Consider the following 14,059-nt stretch of genomic DNA (forward strand, 5'->3'; position numbering starts at 1 on the left):
TTTTTTTTTATTCCTTTCCGATTGAAAAACCAAATTACATTTATATCTTTGTCATATGAAAACAACAATGAACAATACTTGGTGGTGGAACAATTTACGTCAAACGTCGTGAACTAAGCTCCTATGGTATTATCAACTATAAATATAAAAGGCTTGTCATCACGACAAGCCTTTTTTTTATGCTTATTTATTTTCAACATCACTCAAAACTTTAAACCTTAAAATTTAAAAAAAATTGAAACCTTTTATACTCAACACAAAATACAAACAAATACTCGCTGATACCATAACTCCTGTTAGTGTGTATTTCAAAATTCGCGACAAATTCCCAAATAGCCTCCTTCTAGAGAGCAGTGATTACCATGGTAGTGACAACAGTTTCTCTTACATTTGTTGCAATCCGATTGCTTCTATAAAAATAGAAAATGAAACGATTTATAAAACCTTCCCTGACGGTACTGAAGAAAAAATAGCTATCGATGCCAACACGAATATTCCTGAAGTAATCCAAGAGTTTTCAGGACAGTTTAAATCAGAGAAAAACGACTTTAAATTTATCAATAATGGTTTGTTTGGATACATTTCCTATGATGCCGTTCGTTATTTTGAAAAAGTAAACATCGCTAAAAAAGACAATAGTATTTCGATACCAGATGTGTATTATGCGGTATACCAAAATATTATAGCCATCAATCATTTTAAAAATCAAGCCTATATCTTTTGCCATAGTTTAGACGGAAAAAACAACATTTCTGAAATCGAGCAATTATTGCAATCCAGAAATATTGCTTCCTATAAATTTTCAAAAGAAGGTGAAGGTTTTTCAAATTTGACTGACGAAGAATTCAAACATAATGTGGCTTTGGCCAAAAAGCATTGTTTCCGTGGAGATGTGTTTCAATTGGTTCTGTCCAGAAGATTTACTCAAGGTTTCAAAGGAGACGAGTTCAATGTATACAGAGCGTTGCGAAGCATTAACCCTTCCCCCTATTTATTCTTTTTTGATTACGGGGATTTCAAAATATTTGGTTCTTCGCCCGAAGCGCAAATTATTGTCAAAGACCGTAAAGCTGAAATCCACCCTATCGCTGGAACCTTCAAGCGCACAGGTGATGATGAAAAAGACGCGATACTGGCCAAACAACTATCCGAAGACAAAAAAGAAAACAGCGAGCACGTAATGTTAGTCGATTTAGCTCGAAATGATTTAAGTAGAAATGGTCATGATGTAAAAGTTGAAAAATACAGAGAAGTACAGTTTTTCTCGCATGTGATCCATTTGGTTTCCAAAGTAATTGGCCATTTACATGAAAAAGCCACTACTATGCAAGTGGTCGCCGATACTTTTCCAGCTGGAACATTAAGCGGAGCTCCTAAACATAGAGCAATGCAACTCATCGAAGAATATGAAAAAACAAATCGTAATTTTTATGGTGGTGCTATAGGCTTTATGGATTTTGAAGGAAACTTTAACCATGCTATTATGATTCGAACTTTCCTGAGCAAAAATCACCAACTACACTCTCAAGCAGGAGCTGGAATTGTAGCCAGTTCAGACGAAGAAAGCGAAATGCAAGAAGTATACAATAAACTCCTTGCACTAAATAAAGCGCTGGATTTAGCCGAAACAATATAAAAAATAAGTGGTCCGTTTATAGTGATTTAGTATCAGTTGGCAGAAGCTGAAACTTTAAACTTTAAACTTTAAACAAAAAGACAAAATGAAAAAAGTATTAGTTATAGATAATTACGATAGTTTTACTTACAATCTAGTCCATTATTTGGAAGATTTAGAATGTGAAGTGACAGTTTACAGAAACGATGAATTTGATATCGATGAGATTGCAGCATTTGATAAAATATTGCTTTCTCCTGGTCCTGGAGTTCCTGATGAAGCGGGATTATTAAAAGATGTAATTCGCAAATACGGACCTACCAAAAGTATTCTTGGCGTTTGCCTTGGACAGCAAGCAATAGGCGAAGTCTTTGGAGGGACATTATCAAATTTAGATAAAGTGTATCACGGAGTTGCCACAATAGTAAAAACATCAGTTAATGATGAACTTTTATTCGAAGGGCTCGGAAGTGAGTTTGAAGTGGGACGCTACCACTCTTGGGTTGTCGATGCGACTTTACCAGAAATGCTTGAAGCGACTTCCTTTGATGAAAATGGTCAGGTAATGTCGTTGCGTCACAAAACCTTTGATATCCGTGGGGTACAATTTCACCCAGAAAGCGTGTTGACGCCAAACGGAAAAAAAATATTAGAAAACTGGGTAAATAGTTAAATCCTCCCCCCGACCCCTCCGAAGGAAGAGGAGCCAAAACAGATACTTAGATTACAGTTTTGAGGTCAAGCAATAAAACTTTAAACCTCAAACTTTAAACAATAAAATCAAAATGAAAAATATATTAAACAGATTGATCAATCATGAAACGCTTACCGCAGTGGAAGCAAAAGAGGTTTTGGTTAATATTTCCAACGGAAGTTATAATCCAAGTCAAATCTCCGCATTTCTTACGGTATTTATGATGCGTAGCATTAGTATCGAGGAACTTTCAGGTTTTAGGGAAGCCTTATTAGATTTGTGTATCCGCGTTGATCTATCAGATTATAACACAATCGATTTATGTGGAACAGGTGGTGATGGAAAAGATACTTTTAACATTTCGACCCTTGCCTCTTTTATAGCTGCTGGAGCAGGAGTAAAAGTTGCTAAACATGGTAATTACGGAGTTTCGTCTATTTCTGGTTCCAGTAATGTGATGGAGAAACTTGGCATCAAGTTCAGTAATGATGCCGATTTCTTAGAACGAAGTATTGACAAAGCAGGGATTTGTGTTTTACACGCCCCTCTATTTCACCCTGCCATGAAAAACGTTGGTCCAATCCGAAAAGAACTGGCAGTGAAAACCTTTTTTAATATGCTCGGACCGATGGTAAACCCCTCTTTTCCAAAGAATCAATTAGTAGGGGTTTTTAATTTGGAACTAGCTCGAATATATTCTTACCTATATCAAAATACCGATGTGAATGTAACCATTCTACATTCATTGGATGGCTATGATGAAGTTTCACTGACCGGCCCCACAAAGATTATCACTAGTTCGATGGAAGGAATCCTAAACCCAGAGGATTTTGGTGTTAGTCTCTTAGCACAAAGTGAAATCGAAGGCGGAAAAACAATTGAAGAATCAGCACAAATGTTTACGGACATTATTTCTGGAAATGGTAAGGAAGCCCAAAACAATGTGGTTTGTGCCAATGCTGGACTGGCAATTGCAACAGTAACAAAATGTACGCCGCTAGAGGGGTTTCAATTAGCAAAGGAAAGCTTACTATCTGGAAAAGGATTGAAAGCATTAACGACTTTACAGGAATTGAGTAAATAAATTAGTTTAAAGTTTAATGGTTAAAGTTGGTGGAACGTTCAGCAACTTTAAACCTTAAACAAAGAAAACTTTAAATAAATTAAAAATGAACATTTTAGATAAAATAATAGTTGATAAAAGAAGAGAAGTCATTCTCAAAAAATCAATCATTCCAGTTTCTCAATTAGAAGCCTCCGTTTTTTTTTCGAAAAAGACTATTTCATTAAGTGATAATTTACAAAATAGTACTTCTGGAATTATTGCCGAACACAAACGACGTTCTCCTTCAAAAGCGGAGATAAATTATAGTTTCACGGTGGAAGAAGTGGTAAAAGGATATGAAAATGCGGGTGCATGTGGAATTTCGGTATTAACGGACGGGAAATATTTTGGTGGTTCTTTAGATGATTTACTTTTAGCGAGAGCCTCGGTAGCGATTCCATTGTTGCGAAAAGAATTTATTGTAGACGAATACCAAATCCTAGAAGCCAAAGCCTACGGAGCCGATTTAATTTTGCTAATAGCGGCGGTACTAACCAGAGAAGAGATAAAATCTTTATCAGAATTTGCAAAGAGTTTGGGACTAGAAGTATTATTAGAAGTACACAATCAGGAAGAATTGGAGAAATCAATTATGCCTACTTTGGACATGATTGGAGTCAACAATCGAAACTTAAAAACTTTTGAAGTAAGCTTGGATTTCAGCAAACAATTAGCGGCACAAATACCGGACGAATTTGTAAAAATATCGGAAAGTGGTATTTCATCTATTGAAGCGATAACAGAATTAAAACCTTTTGGTTACAAAGGTTTTCTAATAGGCGAAAACTTCATGAAAACGCAAAATGCCGGAAAAGCAGCAACCGAATTTATTAGGAAACTAACCCCCTAACTCGGAAGGGGAACGTTCCTTTTGTGAGAAAGATGTAAGAAGAAAGAGCAAAGAGTAGAGAGTAGAGAGTAGAGAATAAAATTAAGCAAAGCTTAGTGAACTCAGAAGTTAAATACAACACAATGAAAAACCCAAATAAAGATAACACAACGCCTCCCTCTCCTCCGGTGAGGGCTGGGGTGGGGATAAAAATCTGCGGAATGAAATATCCCGATAATATTCTCGAAGTAGCTGCAATGCTGCCTGATTACATGGGTTTTATTTTTTGGGAAAAATCGGCCAGGTATTTTGACGGCGTTATTCCAGAGTTACCAAAGTCCATCAAAAAAGTCGGTGTTTTTGTCAATGAAACAGCGGCCATTATTAACGAAAAAGTCGCAAAACACGATTTACAGGCCGTTCAGTTGCACGGAAAAGAATCAGCTAGTTTTTGTGAAACATTGCGCAACCAACTGCCAAAAGACATCCAAATCATCAAGGTGTTTTCTATACAAGATGAATTTGACTTTAGCACTTTAGAACCGTTTGAATCCCTTTGCGATTATTTCCTTTTTGATACTAAAGGAAAATTACCCGGAGGAAACGGAACGACTTTCGATTGGAAAGTATTGGAAAATTACACTTCGACAAAACCCTTTTTTCTTAGTGGAGGCATAGGAGTGGAAGAATTGGAGGCCGTTAAACAAATATTAAAAATGAATTTACCCGTTTATGCTATTGATGTAAACAGTAAATTTGAAACAGCGCCAGGATTAAAAAACATAAAATTAGTGACAGAGCTTCAACGAAACTTTAAACCTTAAACAAAAAAATAATGTCATACCACGTAAACGAAAAAGGCTATTACGGCGAATTTGGAGGAGCCTACATTCCTGAAATGTTATATCCAAATGTTGAAGAATTACGCCAACAATATTTAAAAATCACTGCAGAACCAAGCTTTCAAGCAGAGTTTGATGCACTTTTAAAAGATTATGTAGGACGTCCTACTCCTCTATATTTTGCAGAACGCTTATCTGAAGAATACAATACAAAAGTATACCTTAAAAGAGAAGATTTATGTCACACTGGAGCACATAAAATCAACAATACAATTGGCCAAATTTTACTTGCCAAACGTTTGGGTAAAACACGTATTATTGCCGAAACTGGTGCAGGTCAACATGGTGTTGCGACAGCAACTGTCTGTGCTTTAATGGGATTGCAGTGCATCGTCTATATGGGCGAAATTGACATCGCGCGTCAGGCGCCAAATGTAGCGCGTATGAAAATGCTAGGTGCCGAAGTGCGTCCGGCACTTTCAGGATCAAAAACCTTAAAAGACGCGACAAACGAAGCTATTCGCGACTGGATCAACAATCCAGTAGACACCTATTACATCATTGGTTCTGTGGTAGGACCACATCCCTATCCGGATATGGTGGCTCGTTTTCAAAGTGTCATCTCTCAAGAAATAAAAACACAATTACTGGAAAAAGAAGGAACAGAAAAACCTGATTATGTCATTGCCTGCGTTGGTGGCGGAAGCAATGCTGCCGGTACCTATTACCATTTTCTGGATGATGAAGACGTAAAGATCATCGCTGTCGAAGCGGCAGGTCTAGGAGTAGATTCTGGAGAAAGTGCAGCTACCTCCGTATTAGGAAAAGTAGGTGTGATTCACGGTAGCAAGACCTTATTGATGCAATCTACAGATGGCCAAATTACCGAACCGTATTCCATTTCGGCAGGATTGGATTACCCAGGCGTTGGCCCTATGCACGCTAATCTTTATGCAACGGGAAGAGCACAGTTTATCTCGATTACTGACGAACAAGCAATGCAATGGGGATTAAAACTTTCTAAAATGGAAGGACTTATTCCGGCAATTGAAAGCGCTCATGCCTTTGCCGTTCTGGACGAAATGAAATTCAAACCAGAGGATATTGTGGTGATTAATTTGTCTGGACGTGGCGACAAAGATTTAAATACGTATATTGACTACTTTAAATTGTAAAATGGGTTGCTCCTGAATCATTTTCAGGGCGTTCCCGCGTACCCTGAAAAAAGTTTCAGGGCAAGCGGGCGGGCTGTTCGCTATATTCCCGATTAACAAAAACGACGGCAATTGCCTTGTTTTTCTAAATCGGGAGATGCCGCTGCCATCCCTAACGCAATCCACTTAAGAAGATCAGATTTAAAAATAAATTATAAATAGAAAAAAATGGAAAATTTATTTGCCTACGGTTCATTACGAGAAGAAGAAGTACAAAAAACTGTTTTTGGAAGAATTCTAAAAGGGGTTCCAGAAAAACTATCGGGATATGCGGTAAAACAAATTGAAATTGAAGAAGAATTCGGAATAGAAACCTACCCAATTATTGTTCCTTCCGAAGATAATGAAGATGCTATTCATGGAATAGTGTACGAACTAACACTGGAAGAACTATCGCTTTCTGACACTTACGAAGGAAACTCTTATACCCGAATCCAAGTCCCATTGCAATCCAAACAAATGGTATGGGCTTATAGCGCCAAAGTATAAAACAATCAAAAATAGGCTGCAAAACAGATTCACAATCTGATAAAACAATAAAAATGAACAGAATAAATCAAAAATTACAGGCAGACAAAAAGATACTCTCTATCTACTTTTCTGCTGGATATCCTAACTTAGATGATACCGTACAAATCATTCAGGATTTGGAAAAAAATGGCGTAGATATGATCGAAATCGGATTGCCGTTTTCTGATCCCTTAGCCGATGGACCTACAATACAAGCCAGTTCCACTCAGGCGTTGCATAACGGAATGAATACTCAAATGTTGTTTGACCAACTAAAAGACATTCGGAAATCAGTTGCTATTCCTTTAATAATCATGGGATATTTCAACCCAATGTTACAATACGGCGTGGAAAATTTCTGTAAGAAATGTGCTGAAATCGGTATTGATGGCCTAATCATTCCTGACCTTCCAGTTGATGTCTATGCCGATGAGTACAAAGATACTTTTGAGAAATACGGACTAATTAACGTACTCCTAATTACACCGCAAACTTCTGATGAGCGCATTGCTTTTATCGACAGCGTGTCTGATGGGTTTATTTATATGGTCAGTTCAGCCAGTGTAACGGGATCACAATCTGGATTTGGAAGTACACAAGAAGCTTATTTCAAACGTATTGCCGACATGAACCTAAAAAACCCACAAGTCATTGGTTTTGGAATCAATAACAAAGAAACTTTTAATCAAGCCACACAATTTGCCAAAGGCGCTATTATAGGCAGTGCTTTTATCCAGTACCTAACCGAAAATAGAACTGGAAAAATCGAAGAATTTGTAAAAGCGATTCGATAAGGAATATCCTTTCTATATAAAACAAGCGGTGTTTAAGTAATTTAGACGCCGTTTTTTTATGACTTTTTTATCAAACGTAATAAAAAGTCTATTTGATAATTTATACTATTTTATTTATATATTAGTAAAATAAATAACAGCTACTATTATGGCACAAAGCCAACCTAAATTGGGTGGATTGTAGTTATTTTATGGCTAGTATATACTAGTTGTGCGTCATACTGCAAGACTCGGGAGAATACAACAACTACTTGTACCAAGTAATAAAATTTTGATACTAATTATTAACCTTTAAATATTAATTCTTAAAAGAAGAAAATAAAAAAAAGAAAATCACTAATTCTAATGTCAATTGGAATGTTCGAAATTGCAGTTTCACAAATCTTATCTCATTTTGTAGAATTACCTGATTTGACAAAAGGTTTATTTTTTGGAATTGGAATTGCAATGTTATTATTGGAAATAATTTTCAGCAATTTTAAAACTGCTAAATAAAATTAAGTTTAAATCCAAACTGTGAAAAAGTACGAACGCACAACCGCCATTTTGACCTAGCTGGAATTTAGTGGAATTACCGTTTCGCATCATGATTTCGTTAAGCCTAAAATAGTTCGTTATACAGACAAAACAAGCTGTTGCTTTGCAGGGTGAGTTCCATTTTTTGAGTTTGGCAATTAAATCAGCCACGCCCAGTATATTGACCGAGCATTTTATGTTGTATACCAGAATAATTAAACTGTGTTCCCCATTTACTTTTTCGAGTCCCGTTAAATTAGTGTGATTATAACCCCATTGTCTTTTTATAGTACCGAATATATGTTCGTTTATCTCTTGTCGTGTTCGGTATAACTGTGGGTTTTCCTGATAGCGTTTGTTATTTTCTTCAACGCCTTGCGCGTACTCGCTCCGATCGATTTCTCTTCCTGCTGGTCTAGAGGTACAAAGGTGTTTTACGGTAAAATAGTGTCTTCTAAACTAGAAAAAAATAGCTGATTGCGAGGAATTCCTGTGACGTGTTGCATCATTAAATATACAACTTTTCTTGCTTTAATATTCAAAATATACATTATATTTGAAAGAACATAACGGCGGTTTTTTCACAGACTGACGTTGTGCGTCAGTTTGAAACTGATAGAAACCTAATCAATAAATGAGAAATAATTTACATAATAAATCCGATGTTATAGAAATTTTATCAAGAATTGAAAAATTATCTTCAAGTTCTGAAAGCCTTTGGGGAATAATGAATGTTGAACAAATGTTATCTCATTTAAATGCATTTCTTGAAACATCATTAGGTGTTAATTCTCCTAAAAGACTATTTATTGGAACAATAATTGGAAAATTTTTTAAAGCGAGATATATCCGTGAAAAACAATTTTCTAAAAACTCAAGAACACATAAAACGTATATATTTACAGATTTACGAGATTTTGAAATTGAAAAGTTAAGATGCGTTGAATTACTTAATCAATTTCAAAAAGGTGGAATATCAAAATGTACGTCCAAACCTCATTCATTTTTTGGTCACTTAACTCCAGAAGAATGGGCAATTGTACAATGGAAACATTTTGACCATCACTTACGACAATTTGGAGTTTAAAAAAAAATGGAATTAAAACATAATTGACCAAATATAAATGGAAAATAAAACCGAACGCACAATCGAGTAGACGGCTCCGCCAGTAACTGACGGAGTGAGCCTCTCACACCACCGTACGTACGGGTCTCGTATACGGCGGTTCGTTATTCATAAACTAATTGCTATTTACACCAATTAGGCTATCTGCGACTTTATAAATAAACTAAGAATATCTTTCTTATTATGATTTTACAGAGAATAACGTTCAGTCCTTCCTTGTTTGTGAGCCCTATGCGGTATCTATTCGCAACTCGTTACCCCCGGTACTATGACTTCTGCTGACTTCTTCACTTAACCAACTCGTGGTTGTGAAGACCTCCCTCGGTAAGCACTTCCTCTTTCAGTCTATCCCCGACGCATCTACTAACTAAACCTGTTGTCTTTAGGCTTTGCATTGCTGTGCATGCTTACCCAATTCAGCTAGCCTCTTATGCGCTTTGTGTTCCTCGGTACAGACAAAAATTAAGGAAGGTACTGCTTCGCTATAATCTTCACTGCATCGATCACTCCAAACCAGCTTGTCAAGTGCTAATCGGCTCAATATAATACAACAACTTGCCGAATAGGGACTTGCACCCTATAGATAAAATTCCTACTTTTGAAGGAATTGGAAGTGCATGCAAGGCACACACAGCCATTTTGATATAGCTGGAATTTAGTGGAATTACCGTTTCGCATCAAGTTTTCGTTAAGCCGAAAATTGAAAGGTTACGAATTTCCGGCCATCTCAAAGGGGCTAAACTAAAACGTTATCTGTCATTTTAAAAAAAATCGTTATAAATGAAAAAAATTAAATTTACATTACTATTTATTTTAATTACAATTAGTTTTCACGCTCAAAAACTTTCAGGAAAAATTTTGGATGAAAATAACAATCCCATTTCTGAAGCAAGAATCGGAGTTGAAAACAAAGAAATTGGCGGTGTAACAGACAGTAATGGACATTACACTATTGACTTAACTAACATTGATAAAACCGAAACTTTCAAAGTAATAGCTAATGAATATGAACCTTTTAAAGTTTCAATTGCTGAATTTATCAAATCTCAAAATCATACTTATTATTTAAAGAAAAAAATTATTAATCTTGAAACAGTAATAATCAATCCCAAAAAACATGTCTATAAGAATTTAGGAACTTCAAATACCAAAAAAGCATATTTCGGAATTGATTCAAATGACCCAGACGATATTTTTATAGAACACGCCATAAAAATTAAAAACAAAAAGAAACTCAAGATAAAGAACATAAATATTAATATTGTTGATTTCAAATTTAAAAAAACTGCAACATTTATTTTTGACATACAAAATGAAAAAAATGGTTTCCCTGATGATTCTCAATCTTTAGTTAATGAAACTTTAAAATTGACGGTTACCGAAGATGACTTAAAAAACAAGAAATTGTCTATAGATATATCTGATAAAAATATTTGGACAGATAAAGATTTTTTTATCTTAGTAAGAATTGCAGAAGACTTTAAAGGAAAACTTTCTTTTGGTGGAAATATTTTTGCATTTTCAAAAGATACTTATTACAGAAATTATTTTGGAGAATGGAAAAAATATTCAGGAGGAGAACCATCAATAAATGTTGATGTAATGATAGAGAAATAAAAAACGACAGATAACCGCCGTTTTGATATAGTATGTGATTTAGTGGAATTACCGTTCCGCATCAAGTTTTCGTTAAGCCAAAAAATGAAAGGTTACGAATTTCCAGCCATCTCAAAGTGGCATAACGTTGGCAGTAATTGCACCACAGAGTCAAGAATTTAACAAATAAAAAAACATGAAAAAAATAACGTTTTTACTTACCTTTTTTGCATTAAGTAATTTTACTTATTCACAAGTCGACAAAGTTGATGATGTAATAAAAAACATAATGCAAAAAAATAGAATTGTTGGTTTGCAATTAGCAGTAATTAAAGATAATGTGATTGTTAAAACAAGTCATTACGGACTAGCATCAGTTGAAGATTCGATTGCAGTTGATAGCCAAACTATTTTTAGCATTAATTCTATTACTAAATCATTTACAGGAGTAGCTATTATGCAATTAGTAGAAAATGGTAAATTAAATCTTGACGAACCTATTTCAAAATATTTGGATAAGCTCCCTAAAACTTGGCAAAATATTACAGTAAAACAAATAGTGACTCATAAATCGGGGCTTCCTGAAATTTGGGACTCACAAGGAAATTTGTTATCTGAAAATAGTGAAACTTTATTACAAAAAATAAAAGAATTGCCTCTTATTTTTAAACCTGGTAAAGAATTTAGAGACAGTCAAGCGAATTACCTGCTGCTTGGAATGCTTATTGAAAAAATAAGTGGACAGTCATTTGAAAAATTCATTACTGAAAACCAGTATAAAAAAGCGGGAATGAAGAATTCCATCAAAGCTGGGATAGGCGATTTTTACAACATAATTAAGCACTCCGCAAAGCCCTATTCTTATTTTAGAAATAATATTCTAACCAATGTGTATCAACCGATACCTTCAAATTTGTATCCAGCCGGTGGAATCTATTCAACGGCAACTGAAATGGCACAATGGGTAATCGCATTACAAAGTAATCAATTAATTAATGCCGAAAATCTAAATACGCTTTGGACTCCAATCCGATTGGATAATGGAGAAATATATCAAGAAAACGGTTTTCTGAATCAGAGTTCGATTGGTTTTTATTCCTCTTCAAGCGAAAAAATTCCTGTAATTGCTTCGCTCGGTGGTAGTAGAAATGCTTTATACATTTATCCAAAAGATAATATTTCAGTTGTGATTTTGACAAATTTAGTGGGTTCTCGTCCTGAAAATTTTATAGAAGAAATTGCGAATTTATATTTAGCGGAGAAAAAATAACGGCGGTTTTTTCACAGACTGACGTTAGCCGTAATTCCTCTCTTCTCCAAAAAAAATGATTACTTTAAGGTAACTTTTTTTTTGGAAAAATTTGAATAATTTGAAAACCAATAAACAAAAAACTGATTTTCATAACATTAAAAAAAACGTTACTCAGAATTAAAAATGACAAAAAAAGAACAATTAATTGAACAAATAGTATCAATGGAAACGATATATATTGCAGGAGGCTGCCTTTGGGGCGTACAAGAGTTCTTAAAACACCTACCTGGCGTACTTGAGACCCAAGCCGGCAGAGCTAATGGCTTTACGAAATCCACTAAAACAGCCTATGATGGTTATGCAGAATGTGTTAAAACAACCTTTGACTCTAAGGTTGTTTCAATTGAAGATTTAATTCATTACTTTTTAGAAATCATTGACCCTTATAGTATCAACCAACAAGGAAACGATATAGGAGAAAAATATCGCACAGGTGTCTACTGCGATAATCAAAATCACTTGCTAAAGGCAAAAAATTGCATTAAGAAAGTAGAACAGACACTAAATCATAAAAATAAAACAATAAAAGAGATAGCTATTGAAGTGCTTCCTTTAACAAATTTTATCCCAAGTGACGCAGAACATCAAGATAGATTAACCTTACACCCAAATGACTACTCTTATTGCCACATTCCTTTAGACTTACTGTATAAGTATAAAAAAAATAGCAACTAATATTTAGATAGGTGGCTAGAATTTCGTCAAGACTGTAATTTAAACTAAGAATAGAAAAGCCAATCTTTAGCAGTCATTCTATTCTTAATTAACAAGAACTTAGCTATTCTTATATGTATTTCTTTTATTTACGTATTCATTAAGCGCAAGAGAAGCGAAAATAAGACTACCACCAATTAAAATCTTCTTAATATCTGCCTCTTTATTCCATATAACAAGGTTGACAATTAATCCTACTGGAATTAATGCATTATTCATAATCGCTAATGAGCCTGTATTTACCTTAGTAACACCTTTGTTCCAAAAAAAATAACCTGCACCTGAAGCCACAGCACCTAGGTATATTATTATTCCCCACTGCACTGATGTAGTTGGCATCTTTTCTGTTGAGCCAAGAATGGAAAAAGCAATTAGTGCTACTAAAAACGCACCAATAAAGAACAATCCAAAAATAGTATGCTTAGGTGTACTTTCTAATTCAGGTGTAGATTTTAATAAATACTTGTAAGCAACTTGACCAACAGCAAAGCAAAGGTTAGCACCTTGCGTGATCAAAAAACCTAAAAACACATTTTCACTAATGCTTGAGTATTGAATATAAGCAGCTCCTAAAACAGCTATTAAAGCAGTAAGTAGATGTCTTTTATGAAATCGCTTACTTAAAATGTCATTTAATAAAGTAATGTAAATTGGTGTCAATACACTAAAAAGTAACACTTCAGGCACAGTAAGAAATCTAAACGACTGAAAGTAAAAACAATACATCAAACCTAATTGAACCGAACCAACTGCGATAAGTCTGAAAATTGTTTCTGCTTTAATTCCCTTCAGCCTTAAAAAAGGCAAAAATATCATTGTAGCGATACCTATACGCATCAATACTAAAAACCATGCATCAACATACCCAGAAAGATATACACCAATTAAGCTAAACGAAAAAGCCCAGATAATAGTAACGCCAAATAAATACCTCATAAATTAATCATACATCACTTAAGACAAAAATTCTTTACTTAAAAAAACGAATGTATAAAATTATCTAAATAAAGACAATGAACTTTAATTAATACTTTAGCTACAATTAACAAAGCGCTAAAAAAAGAGTCTCTATTGAATGTGATGATAGAACAAATAAAAAAAATGACAAAGTTTCAAATGACTACAACAAATAAAGTTTTTTTTGAAGGTACTAATAAGTACATTGCTCTATGGTTAATAAGTCACATTTTGA

General features: G+C 34.6%; 13 protein-coding genes and 1 pseudogene. 12 read left to right on the top strand and 2 right to left on the bottom strand.

The window, feature by feature from the left end; all coding sequences use genetic code 11:
• Window positions 1-235: 235 nt before the first annotated feature.
• The 8 genes from QO182_RS01825 (at window position 236) to trpA (ending at window position 7,603) form a co-directional block, all read left to right on the top strand.
• Window positions 236-1,636: an anthranilate synthase component I family protein gene (locus tag QO182_RS01825; protein WP_371559639.1), complete on the top strand. Its 1,401-nt coding sequence runs from the start codon at window positions 236-238 to the stop codon at window positions 1,634-1,636.
• 85 nt (window positions 1,637-1,721) lie between these two features.
• Window positions 1,722-2,288, top strand: coding sequence for an aminodeoxychorismate/anthranilate synthase component II (locus QO182_RS01830; RefSeq protein WP_371538617.1), 567 nt, complete (start codon window positions 1,722-1,724; stop codon window positions 2,286-2,288).
• A 112-nt stretch (window positions 2,289-2,400) separates the two neighbouring features.
• Window positions 2,401-3,393, top strand: coding sequence for an anthranilate phosphoribosyltransferase (trpD, locus tag QO182_RS01835; protein WP_371559641.1), 993 nt, complete (start codon window positions 2,401-2,403; stop codon window positions 3,391-3,393).
• Between the two features lie 85 nt (window positions 3,394-3,478).
• Window positions 3,479-4,264, top strand: a complete 786-nt coding sequence (gene trpC / locus QO182_RS01840; protein ID WP_371559643.1) for an indole-3-glycerol phosphate synthase TrpC — start codon at window positions 3,479-3,481, stop codon at window positions 4,262-4,264.
• 200 nt (window positions 4,265-4,464) lie between these two features.
• On the top strand, window positions 4,465-5,067 hold the full coding sequence (locus QO182_RS01845; RefSeq protein WP_371559747.1) for a phosphoribosylanthranilate isomerase: 603 nt from the start codon (window positions 4,465-4,467) through the stop codon (window positions 5,065-5,067).
• Window positions 5,068-5,078: 11 nt separating this feature from the next.
• Complete coding sequence (trpB, locus tag QO182_RS01850; protein ID WP_371538624.1) at window positions 5,079-6,260, top strand: tryptophan synthase subunit beta; 1,182 nt, start codon at window positions 5,079-5,081, stop codon at window positions 6,258-6,260.
• A 207-nt stretch (window positions 6,261-6,467) separates the two neighbouring features.
• Entirely contained in the window at window positions 6,468-6,788 is a 321-nt protein-coding gene (locus QO182_RS01855; protein ID WP_371538626.1) for a gamma-glutamylcyclotransferase family protein, read from the top strand.
• A gap of 53 nt (window positions 6,789-6,841) precedes the next feature.
• Entirely contained in the window at window positions 6,842-7,603 is a 762-nt protein-coding gene (gene trpA / locus QO182_RS01860; RefSeq protein WP_371559645.1) for a tryptophan synthase subunit alpha, read from the top strand.
• A 453-nt stretch (window positions 7,604-8,056) separates the two neighbouring features.
• On the opposite strand, the pseudogene QO182_RS01865 reads toward trpA, so the two are convergent.
• A pseudogene (locus tag QO182_RS01865) lies at window positions 8,057-8,542 on the bottom strand (transposase); the annotation flags it as partial.
• 211 nt (window positions 8,543-8,753) lie between these two features.
• On the opposite strand from QO182_RS01865, the gene QO182_RS01870 reads away from it, so the two are divergent.
• The 4 genes from QO182_RS01870 (at window position 8,754) to QO182_RS01885 (ending at window position 12,828) form a co-directional block, all read left to right on the top strand.
• Window positions 8,754-9,206 carry a DUF1569 domain-containing protein gene (locus tag QO182_RS01870; protein ID WP_371559646.1) on the top strand — a complete coding sequence of 151 codons (453 nt, stop codon included), beginning with the start codon at window positions 8,754-8,756 and terminating at the stop codon, window positions 9,204-9,206.
• 819 nt (window positions 9,207-10,025) lie between these two features.
• The gene (locus QO182_RS01875) at window positions 10,026-10,862 is read left to right on the top strand and encodes a carboxypeptidase-like regulatory domain-containing protein (RefSeq protein WP_371538629.1); all 837 of its coding nucleotides are present in this window, start codon (window positions 10,026-10,028) and stop codon (window positions 10,860-10,862) included.
• A 175-nt stretch (window positions 10,863-11,037) separates the two neighbouring features.
• Window positions 11,038-12,111, top strand: coding sequence for a serine hydrolase domain-containing protein (locus QO182_RS01880; protein ID WP_371559648.1), 1,074 nt, complete (start codon window positions 11,038-11,040; stop codon window positions 12,109-12,111).
• A 165-nt stretch (window positions 12,112-12,276) separates the two neighbouring features.
• Complete coding sequence (locus QO182_RS01885; RefSeq protein ID WP_371559650.1) at window positions 12,277-12,828, top strand: peptide-methionine (S)-S-oxide reductase; 552 nt, start codon at window positions 12,277-12,279, stop codon at window positions 12,826-12,828.
• Window positions 12,829-12,927: 99 nt separating this feature from the next.
• Here the strand turns inward: QO182_RS01885 and QO182_RS01890 are convergent, their stop codons facing one another.
• Window positions 12,928-13,803: an EamA family transporter gene (locus QO182_RS01890; protein WP_371538632.1), complete on the bottom strand. Its 876-nt coding sequence runs from the start codon at window positions 13,801-13,803 to the stop codon at window positions 12,928-12,930.
• Between the last annotated feature and the right edge of the window lie 256 nt (window positions 13,804-14,059).

Origin of the sequence: Flavobacterium sp. Arc2, from assembly GCF_041431385.1 — a bacterium.
Taxonomy (GTDB): Bacteria; Bacteroidota; Bacteroidia; order Flavobacteriales; family Flavobacteriaceae; genus Flavobacterium.

Coding starts and splice junctions, on each gene's coding strand:
- QO182_RS01830 (WP_371538617.1), top strand. CDS start 1,722: ATGAAAAAAGTATTAGTTATAGATAATTACGATAGTTTTACTTACAAT.
- trpD (WP_371559641.1), top strand. CDS start 2,401: ATGAAAAATATATTAAACAGATTGATCAATCATGAAACGCTTACCGCA.
- trpC (WP_371559643.1), top strand. CDS start 3,479: ATGAACATTTTAGATAAAATAATAGTTGATAAAAGAAGAGAAGTCATT.
- QO182_RS01845 (WP_371559747.1), top strand. CDS start 4,465: ATGAAATATCCCGATAATATTCTCGAAGTAGCTGCAATGCTGCCTGAT.
- trpB (WP_371538624.1), top strand. CDS start 5,079: ATGTCATACCACGTAAACGAAAAAGGCTATTACGGCGAATTTGGAGGA.
- QO182_RS01855 (WP_371538626.1), top strand. CDS start 6,468: ATGGAAAATTTATTTGCCTACGGTTCATTACGAGAAGAAGAAGTACAA.
- trpA (WP_371559645.1), top strand. CDS start 6,842: ATGAACAGAATAAATCAAAAATTACAGGCAGACAAAAAGATACTCTCT.
- QO182_RS01870 (WP_371559646.1), top strand. CDS start 8,754: ATGAGAAATAATTTACATAATAAATCCGATGTTATAGAAATTTTATCA.
- QO182_RS01875 (WP_371538629.1), top strand. CDS start 10,026: ATGAAAAAAATTAAATTTACATTACTATTTATTTTAATTACAATTAGT.
- QO182_RS01880 (WP_371559648.1), top strand. CDS start 11,038: ATGAAAAAAATAACGTTTTTACTTACCTTTTTTGCATTAAGTAATTTT.
- QO182_RS01885 (WP_371559650.1), top strand. CDS start 12,277: ATGACAAAAAAAGAACAATTAATTGAACAAATAGTATCAATGGAAACG.
- QO182_RS01890 (WP_371538632.1), bottom strand. CDS start 13,803: ATGAGGTATTTATTTGGCGTTACTATTATCTGGGCTTTTTCGTTTAGC.